12 protein-coding genes are annotated in these 16,453 nt (G+C 42.7%); 8 read left to right on the forward strand and 4 right to left on the reverse strand.

The window, feature by feature from the left end; translation table 11 throughout:
- Positions 1-141: 141 nt before the first annotated feature.
- Together buk and ABZB17_RS10780 are read right to left on the reverse strand one after the other, a co-directional pair.
- Positions 142-1,221, reverse strand: coding sequence for a butyrate kinase (gene buk, locus ABZB17_RS10775; RefSeq protein WP_372650114.1), 1,080 nt, complete (start codon positions 1,219-1,221; stop codon positions 142-144).
- Between the two features lie 8 nt (positions 1,222-1,229).
- Positions 1,230-2,150, reverse strand: coding sequence for a phosphate acyltransferase (locus ABZB17_RS10780; protein ID WP_372650116.1), 921 nt, complete (start codon positions 2,148-2,150; stop codon positions 1,230-1,232).
- 627 nt (positions 2,151-2,777) lie between these two features.
- Here ABZB17_RS10780 and acs point away from each other — a divergent pair.
- The 6 genes from acs (at position 2,778) to ABZB17_RS10810 (ending at position 12,066) form a co-directional block, all read left to right on the forward strand.
- Positions 2,778-4,700 (forward strand): acetate--CoA ligase, encoded by a 1,923-nt coding sequence (gene acs, locus ABZB17_RS10785; RefSeq protein ID WP_372650118.1) that lies wholly within the window; start codon positions 2,778-2,780, stop codon positions 4,698-4,700.
- Positions 4,701-4,861: 161 nt separating this feature from the next.
- Entirely contained in the window at positions 4,862-6,157 is a 1,296-nt protein-coding gene (locus ABZB17_RS10790) for an OFA family MFS transporter (RefSeq protein ID WP_372650120.1), read from the forward strand.
- Between the two features lie 300 nt (positions 6,158-6,457).
- Complete coding sequence (locus ABZB17_RS10795; RefSeq protein WP_372650122.1) at positions 6,458-9,151, forward strand: GNAT family N-acetyltransferase; 2,694 nt, start codon at positions 6,458-6,460, stop codon at positions 9,149-9,151.
- 215 nt (positions 9,152-9,366) lie between these two features.
- A complete protein-coding gene (locus ABZB17_RS10800; RefSeq protein WP_372650124.1) occupies positions 9,367-10,134 on the forward strand; it encodes an NAD-dependent deacetylase in 768 nt (255 codons plus the stop codon).
- 153 nt (positions 10,135-10,287) lie between these two features.
- Complete coding sequence (locus tag ABZB17_RS10805) at positions 10,288-11,415, forward strand: hypothetical protein (RefSeq protein ID WP_372650126.1); 1,128 nt, start codon at positions 10,288-10,290, stop codon at positions 11,413-11,415.
- A gap of 303 nt (positions 11,416-11,718) precedes the next feature.
- Positions 11,719-12,066: a hypothetical protein gene (locus tag ABZB17_RS10810; protein WP_372650127.1), complete on the forward strand. Its 348-nt coding sequence runs from the start codon at positions 11,719-11,721 to the stop codon at positions 12,064-12,066.
- Positions 12,067-12,699: 633 nt separating this feature from the next.
- On the opposite strand, the gene ABZB17_RS10815 is transcribed toward ABZB17_RS10810, so the two are convergent.
- Both ABZB17_RS10815 and ABZB17_RS10820 read right to left on the reverse strand, forming a co-directional pair.
- Positions 12,700-13,299: a hypothetical protein gene (locus ABZB17_RS10815; RefSeq protein ID WP_372650129.1), complete on the reverse strand. Its 600-nt coding sequence runs from the start codon at positions 13,297-13,299 to the stop codon at positions 12,700-12,702.
- 404 nt (positions 13,300-13,703) lie between these two features.
- Positions 13,704-14,789: a DUF6588 family protein gene (locus ABZB17_RS10820; protein WP_372650131.1), complete on the reverse strand. Its 1,086-nt coding sequence runs from the start codon at positions 14,787-14,789 to the stop codon at positions 13,704-13,706.
- A 261-nt stretch (positions 14,790-15,050) separates the two neighbouring features.
- On the opposite strand from ABZB17_RS10820, the gene ABZB17_RS10825 reads away from it, so the two are divergent.
- Complete coding sequence (locus tag ABZB17_RS10825) at positions 15,051-16,106, forward strand: zinc-binding dehydrogenase (RefSeq protein ID WP_372650133.1); 1,056 nt, start codon at positions 15,051-15,053, stop codon at positions 16,104-16,106.
- 89 nt (positions 16,107-16,195) lie between these two features.
- Positions 16,196-16,453, forward strand: a 258-nt coding sequence (locus ABZB17_RS10830) for an FAD-binding oxidoreductase (protein ID WP_372650135.1), incomplete at its 3' end; no start/stop codon positions are given.

Genomic DNA, 16,453 nt, shown 5'->3' on the forward strand with positions numbered 1-16,453 from the left:
GCCATAGATCTTTCGAAAACTTCATCACAAATCTGATTTCAGGCTTAATTGCTTATTGCTTTTTTCCTAAAAAGCCAGCAATAAAATATGAGGTGATCAAAACCGATCAAATTGCTCTTTTTAAAAATCGAACTCAGGTTATTAGCTGTTTTTAGTATACTCTTTGGCAACAACCTCTCCGTTGGCAACTCGAAGCGCATTGGCAGCCAGTGCTTCCAGTTCGTCTTCACCGGGATATACAAACACATCCGAAATAAAACCCGCTTTATGTCGGATATAGTTTTCCAGATGTTTATTGTTGGCCAAACCACCGGTTAATAATATCCCGTCGACTTTACCTTCGAGTACAACTGCCATTTCACCAATCATTTTGGAAACCTGGTAAAACAAAGCTTCCTGAACCAACTTTGCTTTTTCGTCACCTTTTTCAACGCGCTTCTCCACTTCCAAAGCGTCGTTTGTACCCAGGTAAGCCACAAAACCACCTTCGCCAACCACCATTCTGCGAATTCGCTCCTGCGACAATTTTCCGCTAAAACAAAGATCTACAACCTGCCCAACTGGTAATGTTCCCGATCGCTCCGGGCTAAAAGCCCCTTCTCCGTCGAGCGCATTGTTTACATCAATGACGCGACCGTTTTTATGCGCTCCAACAGAAATACCGCCACCTAAGTGAGCAATTATCAGCCGCATCTCGTTGTAGTTCTTCCCCATTTTTTGGGCATGTAAACGAGCTGTTGCTTTTTGGTTTAGCGCATGAAAGATCGACTGCCGCTGAAACCGCGGATGACCCGCAAAACGAGCCACATCATCCATTTCATCGGTTACCACCGGATCGGCAATAAAAGCTTTTGCATTTGGAATTTGCAAAGCAATATAATCGGCCAGCATAGCTCCCAAATTGCTGGCATGATGCCCCATCACTCCTTCGCGCAAGTGGTCGAGCATTAAATTATTTACTTTGTAAACGCCCGATTCCAACGGATAGGTCAGTCCCCCCCGGCCAATAATGTATTTTATGGCATCCACTTCAATTCCTTCTTCAACCAAAGTTTCAATGATTAAACCTTTTCGAAAAGCAAACTGATCGATAATATTTTTATAGCGTAGCAGTTGCTCGAGCGGATGCCGAATGGTTTTGGTAAAAACACATTCCTTTTCGTTATAAACAGCAAATTTTGTGGAGGTAGACCCCGGATTTATAGCAAGAACCTGGTGCATAAAATGATTTACGTATTACTTATCTGGTAACTTACAATTGATGCAAGTGCCACAGAATTCAACTTTGTTTTTCTACTGTCGCCACGCGATGATACCACAGCTGGCACTTTCGCTCCGGCAATAATCCCCGCCATTTCGGCTTTAGCCAGTTTTGAGTTTGTTTTGTAAAAAACGTTGGCCGCATCAATGTTCGGGAACAACAAACAATCGGCATCGCCTGCAACCGGCGAGGTAAAACCTTTTACTTCGGCTGACTCGGCATTAATGGCCACATCAAGTGCCATGGGGCCATCAACCAAACCTCCTTCGATTTGGCCGTGCTCCGACATTTTGGCAATTGTTGCGCCATCCATACACGACTGAATGGAAATAATTATTTGCTCGGTAGGTGCAATTACCGCAACTTTTGGCTGCTCAACACCTAGTGATTTTGCCGCACAAATAAGGTAATTTGTCATCAGGATCTTTTGTTTCAGATCAGGATAAGGCAACACAGCCGCATCGCTAAAAACAAGCAGTTTGTGGTAATTCGGATTATCCATTACCGAAACATGGCTTAATGTACCTTTTGTTGGAACCAGGTTGTTTTCTTTTCTAAGCAAAGCACGCATAAACTGATCGGTCGATACCATTCCTTTCATCAACACATCGGCCTTGTCTTCATGAATAAGTTCTACCGCAATGTCGGTAGCTTCGCGAATTGATTTCGCATCGTAGATCTGATAATCGGAGATATCGATACCCAGCTTCTTACACGATTCTTCAATAATCGTTCTGTCGCCGGTTATTATCGGTATTACAAACCCCAATTCAACCGCATCGTGCATGGCTTCCAGCGTGCTTACATCAACACCGTTAACAGCCACCACCCTTTTCGGAGGTTGCTTTTTTACGACTTCCAGAAGTTCTGTAAAATTGTTTATACTCATTGTTAGCAATTTTAGCCCGAAGTTACAATGCCTGAAGTTCTCATCCGATAACTTTTCTCAGCTATTTTTATGTTGTAAACCACCCAAATAAATTTTAAACTTAGAATTAGTATTCAGCAACTTACGATTTGATAAGAATCTGAAATTTTTTACCCATAAAAACTTGGTTTTTGCTTTTTTCACTAGTTCCGGAAATCTGTACTTATTTTTATTTCAATTCAGCAGATTATGAACCTTACAAAATATATATGTGTTTAAACAGAGTGAATTCTTTTAAAATTAGGGAAAATACTTGTCTTAATCAAATGTAAATCAATGTTTTTCAATCATTAATATGGTGTTTTACAATATATCAAAATCTTTCTATCATAACAGATTTTATACTATTTTCAAACGTTGTAATATTAAGTTGTTTATACATGTTCAACTTGATTTCAAATCGACCATACTTCGTTTTTATAATTTTCTTCGACAAGTCATCCGAAGTAAATCTTCCTGCAAAAAGCAAAAACACATTTTTACCGGGAAAATATCGCGCACAAGGTATTTTTTAAGGGCTCCTGTAGTTTCTACGGGGCCACTCATTATACTCGATTCATTTTATTAATTAACCAAAAGATAGCTGCGATGGAAAATAAAATCACAAGTTTAGCCGAGTACTTTCAGAAGTACAAGGAAAGTGTGGCTGACCCCGATAATTTTTGGGGAAAAATAGCCGAAAGCCATTACTGGCGCAAAAAATGGGACCAGGTTCTCGATTACAAATTTGACGGGGATGGGGCCCCGGATGTGAATTGGTTTGTGAATGGTAAACTAAACATTACCGAGAATATTTTTGAGCGTAACATGTTTATGCGAAAGGACCAGGTTGCGATTATTTGGGAACCCAACGACCCTAAAGAACCGGAAATTAAACTGACCTACGGCGAGTTGTTCGAGAAAGTAAAACAATTTGCCAACGGATTAAAAAAGATCGGCGTTGAAAAAGGCGACCGTGTTGCACTATACCTGCCCATGGTTCCTGAGCTGGCTATCGCGATGCTGGCCTGTGCCCGAATTGGCGCCATTCACTCCATTGTTTTTGCTGGATTCTCGGCAACAGCACTGGCCGATCGTATTAACGATGCAGAGGCCAAAGTTGTAATTACTTCCGACGGTGGATTCCGCGGAACAAAATCAATTCCGTTAAAAAGTATTGCCGACGAAGCAGTGGAAAAATGTCCTTCGATAAAAACACAGGTTGTTTTAAAACGTACCGAGGAAGAAATAAAGTGGGTAGAAGGAAGAGACATTTGGTGGCACGATTTGATTGCTGACGTGGATTGCGAAAACCAGGCAGAAACAATGGATGCCGAAGATGTGCTGTTTATCCTTTACACATCTGGCTCTACCGGCAAACCAAAAGGAGTGGTACACACCACCGCCGGTTACATGGTTTATGCCGAATACACCTTTAAAAATGTATTTCAGTACAGCGACGGCGATATTTACTGGTGTACCGCCGATATTGGCTGGGTAACCGGCCACTCGTACATTGTTTACGGGCCACTGTTAAGCGGAGCCACTTCCGTTATGTTCGAAGGTGTGCCAACATGGCCTGACGCAGGGCGTTTCTGGGAAATCGTGGATAAATATAAAATTAACCAATTTTACACCGCACCAACTGCCATTCGTGCACTGGTGGCACAAGGTGATGATTGGGTAACCAAACATGATCTGAGCTCGCTAAAAGTTCTGGGTACAGTTGGAGAACCCATCAACGAAGAAGCCTGGCGTTGGTACCACGACCTGGTTGGAAAAGGCCGTTGTCCGATTGTAGACACCTGGTGGCAAACCGAAACCGGCGGAATAATGATAACGCCGCTGGCAGGAATTACACCCACCAAACCGTCTCTGGCAACCTTGCCGCTCCCTGGAATACAGCCGGTGTTGCTCGACCATGAAGGAAACGAATTAAAAGGCAACAGCGTCGAGGGAATTCTTTGCATTAAATATCCCTGGCCGGGCATGATACGCACCACCTGGGGAGATCATCAACGATGCTACCAAACATACTTTGCATCCTTCCCCGGCTATTATCTAACCGGTGATGGCGCCAAGCGCGACGAGGAAGGCTACTACCGCATTATCGGCCGAATCGACGACGTTATTAACGTTTCGGGACACCGTATTGGTACTGCCGAAGTGGAAGATGCTATTAACCAGCACCCAAAAGTGGTTGAATCGGCTGTGGTTGGTTATCCGCACGAGATTAAAGGAGCCGGTATTTATGCCTATGTTATTTGCGAAGATATGACCGATGCTGAACTGGATAATATTGAAGCAGAAATAAAGGCTACCGTAAATAAGTTTATTGGGCCGATTGCCAAACCCGATAAAATTCAAATTGTAAGCGGTTTGCCAAAAACAAGGTCGGGAAAAATTATGCGGCGTATTCTGCGTAAAATCGGAGAAGGCGATGCTACCAACCTTGGCGACACCTCTACTTTACTTGATCCGGGCGTAGTTGAAGAAATTATCGACGGAGCAAAAGTTGAAGTAAAACGATAACTCTAAATAAAAAACAGGCATCTTCTCCCGGAGGTGTCTGTTTTGTTTCTCAACCTTTTTTATAACTAAACAGACAGACAGGACTTCTTGAAAAGTGTTCCTTTTGCGGAGCATTAATCTGTTTTCAGGTCCTCAAATAAAAACCAAAGAACTAAACAAAAATGAAAGGACTAAAAATTACTAACCGATGGACTGTAGTAGTTGGAGCAATTCTCATACAATTAGCTCTTGGTGCTATTTACGCATGGTCGGTGTTTACCGCATTATTAACCGATCCCAACGGCGATTACGGCTTTTCGGCCACACAAACCGCCTGGGTATTTTCAATTGGTCTGGCCACATTTGCCGTGGTAATGGTTTTTGCCGGAAAATGGCAAGCCAAATCAGGACCAACAATCGTGGCATTAACCGGCGGACTTGTTTTAGGTGCCGGATATATTTTAGGAGGAACATTCGGGAGCTCATTTCTCGCACAATTGCTGTTTATTGGAGTATTGGGAGGTGCCGGAATCGGCCTCGCCTACGTTGTTCCAATTGTTGTTGGCGTTAAATGGTTCCCCGATAAAAAAGGATTGATAACCGGGTTGGCCGTAGCCGGCTTTGGTTTTGGCGCAACCATTTGGGTTAAGCTTGCAGGCTCGTGGTTTGGCGGCCTGTTAAACACCAGCAGCGCTTTTGGTTTGCCCAGCGTGCAAAGTGTATTTGTTATTTACGGAATTGTCTTCGCTGTTATGGTCGTTTTGGGCTCTCTGGTAATGGTTAATCCACCGGAAGGCTATAAACCCGAAGGTTATGAGCCACCGGTTAACCACACCGCAAAATCATCGGGTGGCGTTGAATTTGACTCCAGCCACATGCTTCGTACCAAACAATTTTATGCCATCTGGTTGGTGTTTATTTTTTCTGCACTTGCCGGATTGATGGTAATTTACTGCATAAAACTTTTCGGAATAGATGCCCTGGAATATAACGGAATCAAAAATGCCGGAGTTATTACCGGTACCGCCATGGCATGGTACGCCATATTTAACGGGCTGGGACGAATTGTTTGGGGAATGATATCCGATAAACTCGGACGAAAACGAGCCATATTTTTCATGACGTTTTTTCAGGGAGTGATTATGCTAATGATCTACCACATTTTTATTCGCTTTGGCGTAACCTCGGGGTTTATTGCCAGTGCATGTATAATTGGCTTCAACTTCGGTGGAAACTTTGCCCTTTTTCCCGCCATTACTGCCGATTTTTTTGGTAACAACACCGTTGGAAAAAACTATGGCTGGATGTTTACCGCCTATGGTATTGCAGGAATTGCCGGGCCACAACTGGCCGGATATTGTAAAGATTCGGCAAACGCCTCATCCGGTCCGGTCGTTTGGATGGCTCCTTTTATTATTGCCGGAGTTGCCTGTTTAATTGGTAGCGTTATCATTTTACTCACCAAACCACCTAAATAGTGAATCAGAAAAAGCGTCGGCAATGGCGCTTTTTTTGTTTGTAAACACAGGGGTTGTCCTTTGTATGCTATATAACACGGCATTTTCTTATTGTTTTACAGCATAGTTTATCGCGGCCTTTTTCACACAAAATCTGTAACTAGCTAATTCAATTACCATTACACATGCAGGTCAAATAACAGTCCGGTTTCTGAACATTTTAGAACTTGGTATTTTTTCATGAAATTTATGACGGATTTCGGTCAACTATTAAAATCAACAGAATACTGACACCCGATTTAAACCAAAAAGCGAAAAAACATGGCTATAAAAAAACTCGATAGTATTTTCCGACCAAAACGAATTGCCCTGGTTGGAGTTTCAAATAACCCCGACAGTGTTGGCGGGATCACCTTACGAAATTTAGTGGGAGGAGGATTTAACGGCGTGGTCTACCCGGTAAATCCGCGGCGCGAAGCAGTTTTTGGAATTCCATGCTACCCCGATGTAAAAAGCCTGCCTAAAACACCTGATCTGGCTGTTATTATGACCGCTGCAGATGCTGTTCCTCAATTGGTTCGTGACTGTGGCGAGGCAGGAATTCACGGCGTTATTATCATGTCGGCCGGTTTTAAGGAAGCAGGCGAAGAAGGAAAAAACCTGGAAGAGCAGGTTAAAGCTGAAAAAGCCAAATTCCCCGATATGCGAATCGTTGGTCCCAACTGTCTGGGCATTTTAGTGCCCGGACTAAACATGAACGTTAGTTTCGCCTCGGCTATGCCGAAAAAAGGACACGTGGCATTTATTTCACAATCGGGCGCACTATGTACCTCTGTTCTCGACTGGGCCTACGAATCCAATATCGGCTTTTCCAATTTCGTTTCAATCGGTAATTCCATGGACGTGAGTTTTGGCGATCTGATCGATTATTTTGGACAAGATCCGAACACCAAATCCATTGTGCTTTATGTGGAGTCGATTGTAAACGCACGTACATTTATGTCGGCAGCAAGGGCATTTTCACGCGAAAAGCCGATTATCGTTTACAAATCAGGTCGTTATCCCGAATCTGCAGCAGCCGCAGCTTCGCACACCGGGGCAATGGCTTCTGAGGATTCGGTTTACGACGCCGTATTTCGCAGAGCAGGTTTGGCACGAGTTTTCGAATTTGGAAACATCTTCGATTTTACCGATCTGGTAGGTCGTAAACGTATTCCGAAAGGTAACCGGCTGGCGATTGTTACAAACGCCGGTGGTCCGGGTGTTATGGCTACCGATTCGCTGCTATCAATGGGTGGAAGCCTGGTAAAACTATCAGAAGAAACCATGCAAAAACTAAACGATTACCTGCCCTCATTTTGGTCGCACGGCAACCCGGTTGATGTATTGGGAGATGCTACACCCGAAAGATTTGCCAGAGCCGCAGAAATTGTTCTGGAAGATAAAGAAGTTGATGCGGTGTTGGTACTGCTCACACCACAGGCCATGACCGATCCAACAGCAACGGCACAAGCCATTGCCAATATGTCGAAGAATACAACAAAGTCGATAATGACATCGTGGCTGGGAGGAGCTGCAATGCACGAAGGCATTCAGATTCTCAACCAAAATGGGATATCGAATTACCCGGCACCGGAGCAGGCCATCCGGGCTTTTATGACACTTTCTGACTATTCCGAAAATCAGCAGATATTATACGAAACGCCGCGTGAAGTACCGGTTTCGTTTCAGTACGACCGCAACGTTCTTCGCCAGAAATACCTTACTCAGGTATTCCCAAAAGCCAAAGTACTGAACGAGGACGATTCGAAAATGCTGGTTAACGATTACGGAATCGACACCACTCACCCCACCCCGGCGACTACCGAAGATGAAGCGGTAAAAATTGCCGAAAAAAAGGGTTATCCGGTGGTGCTGAAAATATATTCGCCTGATATCATCCATAAATCAGATGTTGGCGGTGTTGCCCTGAACATTGAGAACGAAGAAATGGTGCGGGCAACTTTCCGCAACATGGTAAAAACTGCAGCAGAAAAACGCCCCGAAGCAAAAATTGAAGGTGTTACCGTGCAAAAGATGGTGGATACAAAGGATGGTATTGAACTAATTGTTGGCACAAAAAAAGATCCGGTATTCGGAACGGTAATGCTGGTTGGAATGGGCGGAACCACTGCCGAACTGTTTAAGGATCAGCGCCTGGAGTTTCCGCCGTTAAACGAGCATTTGGCTCGTCAAATGTTACAGTCGCTAAAAATTTATCCGTTGCTTAAAGGCTGGCGTGGAGACGCTCCTAAAAACATCGATAAACTGATTGAGGTACTTATTCGCATGTCGTACCTGGCAGCTGATTACCCTGAAATTGAAGAGCTGGATATTAATCCGCTTATCGTTACACCAAAAGATGTAATTGCACTTGATGCCCGTATCGTAGTTGACGAAGAATTGCTGACTACTCCGGTAAAAGAATACTCGCACCTGATAATGCGGCCGTACCCGGAAAGCCTGATAAAAGAAGCAACTTTACGCGATGGAACGCCAATTACACTACGCCCTATTCGCCCCGAAGACGAACCCATGTGGCTTGAATTGCTGGGAAGTTGTTCAAAAGAATCCATCTACCACCGTTTCCGTTACGATTTTTATTTTGATTCGCACGAAGTGGCTTCGCAGTTTTGCTTTATCGATTACGACCGCGAAATTGCTATTGTTGCCGAACACGAAAAAGAAGATGGGAAAAAAGAGCTGATAGGTGTTGGACGGTTGATTGCCGACCCCGATGTGGAAATTATGGAATACGCGGTGTTGATTACTGATAAATGGCAGAAGAAGGAGCTTGGATTTACATTGACCAGCTACTGCCTTGAAATTGCCAAATCGCGCGGTATTAAAAAGCTGGCTGCCGAAACCACCCGCGATAATAAGCCGATGATCTCTGTTTTCCGAAAACTGAATTTTAAGATCCGTTTTAACGAAGACACCACTGTAACAGTAAACAAGGATCTGGAACTGGAATAAAAACCTTTTACCATAAATATTGTTATCTCCCGGTAAACAGCAACGTTTCCGGGAGTTTTAACACGGATAATTTTTTTGATTCTATTAATAGTCATGTTTTCCGTGTTAATCCCGACTTAGTTGAGTCCATTTTTTGAAACTCAACAAAATGGGCACGAAACTTACGTCGTTTAGAACGAATTGGGTATTTGAATGAATAGTACGGATTAAATTCTATGAGTTCTACTAAACTAACAAAATCACTGGTCGATAAACTCTGGCAGGCTTCGCATCTTATCCGAAAATCGAGATATGCTGTGGCGTTTACCGGTGCCGGTATTTCTGTTGAGAGTGGAATTCCGCCCTTCCGGGGAGAAAATGGATTATGGAACACTACCCACCCAATTTTTCTTGAAATTGAATATTTTCAGAAAAAACCATTGCAATCGTGGAAAAAAATAAAGGAGATATTTTACGACAGTTTGGGTGATGCCGAACCCAATATCGCGCACATTATGCTGGCCAAAATGGAAGAGCGCAGTTTTGTTGAAACCATTATCACACAAAACATCGACCATCTTCACCAAAAAGCCGGCAGCAAGTATGTATACGAGTTACACGGCACATACAGGCAGTTAATTTGTACCGAATGCAGCTCGGAATACGACATGAGTTTTGCCGACCTGAATTACCTCCCGCCCACTTGTTTTGTTTGCAAGGGCATTTTAAAACCCGACATGGTTTTTTTTAACGAACCCATTCCGGCTTTTGCAAAAAAACGTTCGTTCGAAGAAGCTGCCAAAGCCGATGTATTGCTGATAATTGGTACCAATGCTGAAGTTTTACCCGCTGCAGAAATCCCCGTTGTGGCCAAAAATAATGGAGCAAAAATCATTGAAATAAACATTCGACCCTCCCATTTTACCAATACCGTTACCGATATCTTCCTGGAAATGAAAGCCACCGAGGCCATGAGCGAGCTGGGCCGTTTATTGTATCTCTAGATACGCCGGATCAGGAAAACGTTGAACGTTGATGACATTGATTTGGAAGAAATTCGCTGAAATTTACCTGCGGGAATCACATTAATCCTCATCATCAGTGTTCTGTTTTGTTAAAATCCTATATTTGCCCGAGCAAACCGTTTTTATAAAAAAATGAAAAAACCTTACCTTTTAGTACTACTGCTCCCACTTGTATTATTTTCATGTTCATCGGGTAAAAAAGCGTTGCAACGCGGCGATTACTACCAGGCTATTTCAAAAGCTGTTGAGCGGTTAAAATCAAACCCAACCAACGATAACGCATTAAAAGTATTAAAGGAAGGCTATCCGATGGCCGTTGAGTGGTCGCAGGAAGAAATTGACCTGACGTTAACATCAAACGAAGCGTTTAAATGGGAACGAACTATTTCAGTAATGAAACGGGTAAATGCCATGAGCGACCAGATAAGAAGCACACCGGCAGCACGCAAAATATTTCCCGATCCCAAAACGTACACTTCGGAATTAAATATGGCCTACGAAAAAGCGGCCGAAGACCGTTACCAGGCCGGATTGCATTTTATGGAACAGGAATCGCGCGAAAGTGCACGAACAGCCTACACTCATTTTGACCGGGCTGACCAATGGATACCGGGTTACAAAGACACCCACGAAAAAATGGCCATTGCCAAAGAACTGGCAACCGTTAACGTAGTTGTTGAGGCAGTTACGGTACGTACAAAAGTATACGAGCTTAGTTCAGAGTTCTTTTATAACCAGGTGTTCGAATACCTGAATAATCAATACCCTTCACATGGTTTTGTAAACTTTTTTTCGCCAAAACAGGCCGAAAATTTTGAGTTAAACCCTGACTTTGTGGTGCGTATGGAATTTTACGATTTTTCGGTGGGTAACCTGGTGCGCAGCGAAAAAGAAGAGAGCCTTACCAAAAAGGTAAAAGTGCCGCTTACCGACAGTACTTTTGTAAATAAAACCTACCATGCGAAACTAAAAACGTATACCGACGAAGTTATTTCGGGTGGCCGTCTGAATTACAGGATTGTTGATTTTCAGAACGACAAATTGTTGCGCGACAACCTTATTCCCGGCACTTTTAACTGGGTAAACCAATATGCCATTTTTGCCGGCGACGAACAGGCCTTAAGTGATGCACAATTCGCACTTACGCAACAAAAAGCTGTGCCCCTGCCACCACATCAGGATTTGTTTATTGAGTTTACAAGGCCGATATACAACCAACTTACCAACGAGCTAAATAGCTTTTTCAGGCGGTACAGGTAAACAATCATTTCATTCTGCCGGATAAAATAATTATCTGGCCTATTTTTTACGGAAATTGTTTCGGAGAACACCAAAACCGTTTCGGACGTGCTGAAAAGGGCTTCATAGAACCCGCAAAGCAGATCGAAGAACTCCGCGATTATAAATTATAACTCCGGAGGTAAAACAAACAACCCGCCAACTAAAACATTTAACTCCAAGGGTAAAGCGAAGTACTCCACGACCAAAACATCTGACAATACAAGATAAGCGAAGAACTCTACGACCATCGCATTTAACTCCGAAGGTAGCGCATTGAACTTCGTGATTGAAACATTTAACTCCGAAGGTAACACATTGAAGTTCGCAATCAGAACATTTAACTCCAAGGGGAAAGCGAAGTACTCCACGACTAAAACATTTAACTCCGGGATTAAAGCAAAGAACACCCAGTCAGCACATTACAAACAACACCCTAAAATTAATAAGGAGAATGAAAACCACGGTTTTAATAAAAACGCCTCCTGCAAAACCATTGCAAGAGGAGCCACTAACGCTTATGAAATCCTTGGATTAAATCAATTAACACGGATCACATTGAAAGTAGGTGGAGAAGAAAAAAAAGAATCTCTCTACAGATGTTTCAGCATTGAATCAAGCCATCTACCATAAGCAAAATACTTTTGGCTTATCAGCCGGATTCTACTTTTTGTCTTAAAACAAAAAGTAGACAAAAAATTCAAGGCTGCGCCCGCTTCCCTCGGAAAAGCTAAGCGATGCCGACTAAAATTACTGAACTCGTCGTTCCTCCTCAAACACCAGTAATTTTTTAACGCCGTCACCACTTGTTTTCCGGCTAACCGGCCGAGGCCGAGCTTTGATGCAGCGGCGTAGCATAGGTGGACGGCCTCTTTTGGTCGTTGCCCGGAGTTGAAATGAAACCTTAGTGAGAGCGGGAAGCTCCGAGTGGGCGAGGAGATCACCCGTCCGAACTTAGGTTTTATGAAAATGTAGGGGAAGGACCAAAAGCAGCCTTGAACTTTCTGCTTCGTCTTTGCTTTAAGGCAAAGATGAAGGCCGTCGGCAGACAAGAGAAACATGTTAATTTATAAAATTGTCCACCGGATTTTCGATGTGATCCATTAAGACTGGATTACAGTTGCAGCTTGTGTTTTTCAGATTTCTCTTCAGTATTTTTCCTGATTGTATTAAAACTAATGGTCATGTAATTTTAAAACTTTAGCCGTTAATTCATCATTAGTATTCATCGCGATAGGTGGTCGTTCCGAAGAGAAGTACATTACTCTATCTTTTCCCTTTAACTAGTGTAATTTCACCGGTCCAGTGATGAAATGAATTTTCGGGATAGGAATCCCTGTTGTAATCATCGGTCATACCGTGTCCGGAAGCACCTTCAAACATTCCTGTTCCCCCGGTTATTTCCCACGGATCAACAAAATAGGAGTTCACGTCTTCAGGGTGATGATCGAGGCGGCCATCCATTACCTGACCTTCTACGTGAAGAAATAAACTATCGCCATTTGCCGCTACAAACCAGGCTTTTATGTAGTCACTAGGTCCGGGATAAATTCCCGTGGCCCAATCGCAACAAAACTCAAAATGATGAGTAAATTTTCCTAAATGCGTAGCATTTCCGCCACCTTCGCCGTAAACCATCATCCAAAATTGTCCTTCTGCAGGATTCCATTCTCCACATACCGGATCTGGCCCGGTCTGTTCCAGGTAGGTATTAACAAAATCGGCTTTAAATGGTAATGTAACTAAATGAGGCTGTGCACTTTTTAGCAAATCATCATTTTGATCAGGTAATGCTTCTTCCTGACTGCAGCCTGCCATTAGGCCTGCACATATTAAAATTGTAAAAAGTAATTTTAGTGTTTTCATATCACAAAACTTTAAGTTAAAATGAGGATTGAAGTTGATTTAATCCACAAACAAGTTCTGAACAAAGAGATTAGAACATTAAGAAATTATAGTTCGAAACTTGAAACTATTGTTCAAGGCTTTGACCTATATGTTGATACCAAAGATCTTACAATGAAGTTCTCTAAAAAGCGACCAACCGGCCAATTGAAATCATTTGAATCAAATTAAATAAGATTGGATTACAATTTAGTTTTGAACGGCCTAAATCCTCTTTGAAACTTGTTTATTATCCGGGTTATCGGAGTTAGTAGTTTGAATGTACCATAATCTATTGACAAACTGCAATTGGTTCTTCTCTCAATGAAAAAGGGTGCCCTTTTAGGCACCCTTTATATCTATGTTAACCGCAAAAAATTCCTTCACTAGCGGAATCCGAAACTAATACCACCGTTATAACTTACATAATTGGCTTTACTGATGGAGCCAAACAGGCTAAAAAATGCCAGCTTTAAGCGAAAGCCTGCATCAATTCCGATGTAATTATCTTTATAACTTAAGGCTATCGGATCTTCTTCCTCGGTCATGGCATTTATCAATAAATCTTCTATGTTCGTAAAATCCGTGCCCAATTTCGCTGGATCAGGAACCGGGTATTTTCCCAGAATATCAAATGTAGTTTTACTGGAGTTACCGGTAAGCGATCCGAAAAATGTAATTACCGCAAGCTTTTTCGAAACGATTAAGCCGTACTTCATATTTTTGGTTGCAAATTCTCCTTTTTGATTTGGGTCTTGTACATATCCTGCAGGGGTTGGAACACCGTAAACAGTATAGTCGAAATCAATTCCTGACTCACCGCTGATATTCGAATACGCCCCAAACAGCGCAACATCCATTGGCAAATGTTTGATAACCGGCAGCGACTCGCGAATATTATGCTTAAAGCCCAGGCCCCATAGTCCGGCCTCTGCATCTTCGTTGTCAATCTCAAACTCTACTTTGGGTACGTAACGGAAAATTACATCGGTATTAGGCAACAAACCAAATGTAGCCTGAATAATAGGAACCGGAACAACATCAACATCGCTCCCACCGGGCGTAGAAAAATATTCGATCGGAATGGTCTGACCATTAATATCGGCGTCAAAATACAGACTTACTCCATCGCCGCCACCGGCAGCGGTTGATGCTATGCTCTGGCCATTCTGCGCATACAAATATTGTAATCCCAGCCCGTTTACGTCGAAGGTCTTATCCGCCGCCGGAACTTTGAACGCACTAACTGAAAAGGCCAGATCGAATCCCCACAACTTGTGTGTTTCGGCAGTATAGTACCATGAATTATTCATCCCTACACCAAGACCTTTGCCATAAGGTTCAAGGTATGCCTCAATCAACAGATTCGCATCATGTATTCCAAATCGTAGCATATCGGCTACATCTGATTGAGCATGAGAAAATTTAAAGCCTGCCAAGGCTATCAGCGCAACAAGAAAAAACTTTTTCATAACAATTGATATAGATTAATGAGTTTGTAAATCAATACTTAACCTGATATATGCAAGTAACAAAAAATATAGCTAAACCGAAATACCAGGTTTTAGTATAAACAGAGAATTTTACTAAATCGTATCAATTCCCCTCTTATTATTCAGAAAATTAGTTCCATAGTATTGATTATAGGGAGGAGATACTCCGAAATCCACAAGTTTCTCCTAAAAACCATAAGGTTTTCCTTTTATCTTTGGAAATATAAAAACGGAATAAAAATGAAAGCAGCAGTTCTTACAAAATACAAGCAGGTTGAATGGAAAGACATTGAAAAACCAGCCTGCAAAGCGGGAGAAGTTTTAATAAAAGTAAATTTTGGCTGTATTTGCGGCAGCGATCAGCATATTCACACCGGTGAGTTCCATCCACGCACAACACTCCCATTGATAATGGGTCACGAGTTTGGCGGCGTTGTAAGCGAAGTGGGCGAAGGTGTTAGCGGCTGGCAGGTGGGCGATAAAGTTGCCCCCGATCCCATTATCTGGTGCGGAAAATGCCCGGCCTGTTTAAAAGGCCATTATCCGGCATGTACAAGCTTAAAACTCATCGGTATTGACATGGATGGTGTTTTTTGTGAATACGTTTCGCTGCCTCCTTCTATGTTGTACAAAGTGCCCGCCAATATTCCCGACGAACATGTGGCGCTGGTTGAGGTTTTAAGTATCGGTTGCCACGCTAAAAACCGCGCAAACGTTCAGGAAAACGACAGCATTGTTATTTGGGGATCGGGGAAAATTGGTTTGTGCATTTTACAGGCCGTACGTACGGTTACCGACAATACCGTTTTTATGGTTGATATTATTGACGAGCGTTTAGCAATCGGGACCAAATACTACGATAATGTTATTCCCATTAATGCTAAAAAGGAAGATCCGGTTGAACGTATTAAAAAAGAAACCGATGGCAAAGGTGTTGACATTGCTTTTGAAGCGGTTGGTCATCCTGATGAAATAAAGAACGTTGTAAATCCGGTTACAGGCTGTATCCGGTCGATTGTTGGCGGCGGTAAAGTTTGTGTGCTGGGACTGGCAGCCGAACCTACTGATGTGGTTTTTCGCGAACTGATTTGGAAAGAAGGAACCATTGTTACTTCGCGTGTTAGCCATGGCGAATTTGCTGAAGCAATTGAACACCTGAAAAATAACCGTTTAAAACCGGAGGCGCTGATTTCGCAGGTTCTTCATGGTTCGGAAACGCAAAAAGGTTTTGAGCTGTTGAAGGAAAATCCGGCTGAAAACATAAAAATCCTTCTTGATTTTAACGCGGCTGAATAAAAATTACATCGTAAATTTTAACAAACAGAACGCATGAAATTTGTATGACAAATTACAAATATTATTAAATTTGTGTTTTTCGAACTGATATGACAACTACAAATAAATTCAACCAACTAAAAGCCCAACTCGAGGGCGATCTTTTTATCGATAACGTACAGCGGGTGCTCTACTCCACCGATGCATCGCAATACAAAGAAATGCCGCTGGCTGTTACCAAGCCCAAAAACAAGGACGACATAAAAAAGATTATTGCCTTTGCACGCGAGAACAATACCAGTATTATTCCTCGCGGAGCAGGCACTTCGCTGGCCGGGCAGGTTGTTGGAAGCGGAATTGTTGTTGAC

Source organism: Draconibacterium sp. (genome assembly GCF_041583095.1).
Classification (GTDB): Bacteria; Bacteroidota; Bacteroidia; order Bacteroidales; family Prolixibacteraceae; genus Draconibacterium.

Bases quoted from the DNA above. Each gene is read 5' to 3' on its own strand.
- acs (WP_372650118.1), top strand. From the start codon at position 2,778: ATGGAAAATAAAATCACAAGTTTAGCCGAGTACTTTCAGAAGTACAAG.
- ABZB17_RS10795 (WP_372650122.1), top strand. From the start codon at position 6,458: ATGGCTATAAAAAAACTCGATAGTATTTTCCGACCAAAACGAATTGCC.
- ABZB17_RS10815 (WP_372650129.1), bottom strand. From the start codon at position 13,299: ATGAAAACACTAAAATTACTTTTTACAATTTTAATATGTGCAGGCCTA.
- ABZB17_RS10820 (WP_372650131.1), bottom strand. From the start codon at position 14,789: ATGAAAAAGTTTTTTCTTGTTGCGCTGATAGCCTTGGCAGGCTTTAAA.
- buk (WP_372650114.1), bottom strand. From the start codon at position 1,221: ATGCACCAGGTTCTTGCTATAAATCCGGGGTCTACCTCCACAAAATTT.
- ABZB17_RS10780 (WP_372650116.1), bottom strand. From the start codon at position 2,150: ATGAGTATAAACAATTTTACAGAACTTCTGGAAGTCGTAAAAAAGCAA.
- ABZB17_RS10805 (WP_372650126.1), top strand. From the start codon at position 10,288: ATGAAAAAACCTTACCTTTTAGTACTACTGCTCCCACTTGTATTATTT.
- ABZB17_RS10790 (WP_372650120.1), top strand. From the start codon at position 4,862: ATGAAAGGACTAAAAATTACTAACCGATGGACTGTAGTAGTTGGAGCA.
- ABZB17_RS10825 (WP_372650133.1), top strand. From the start codon at position 15,051: ATGAAAGCAGCAGTTCTTACAAAATACAAGCAGGTTGAATGGAAAGAC.
- ABZB17_RS10800 (WP_372650124.1), top strand. From the start codon at position 9,367: ATGAGTTCTACTAAACTAACAAAATCACTGGTCGATAAACTCTGGCAG.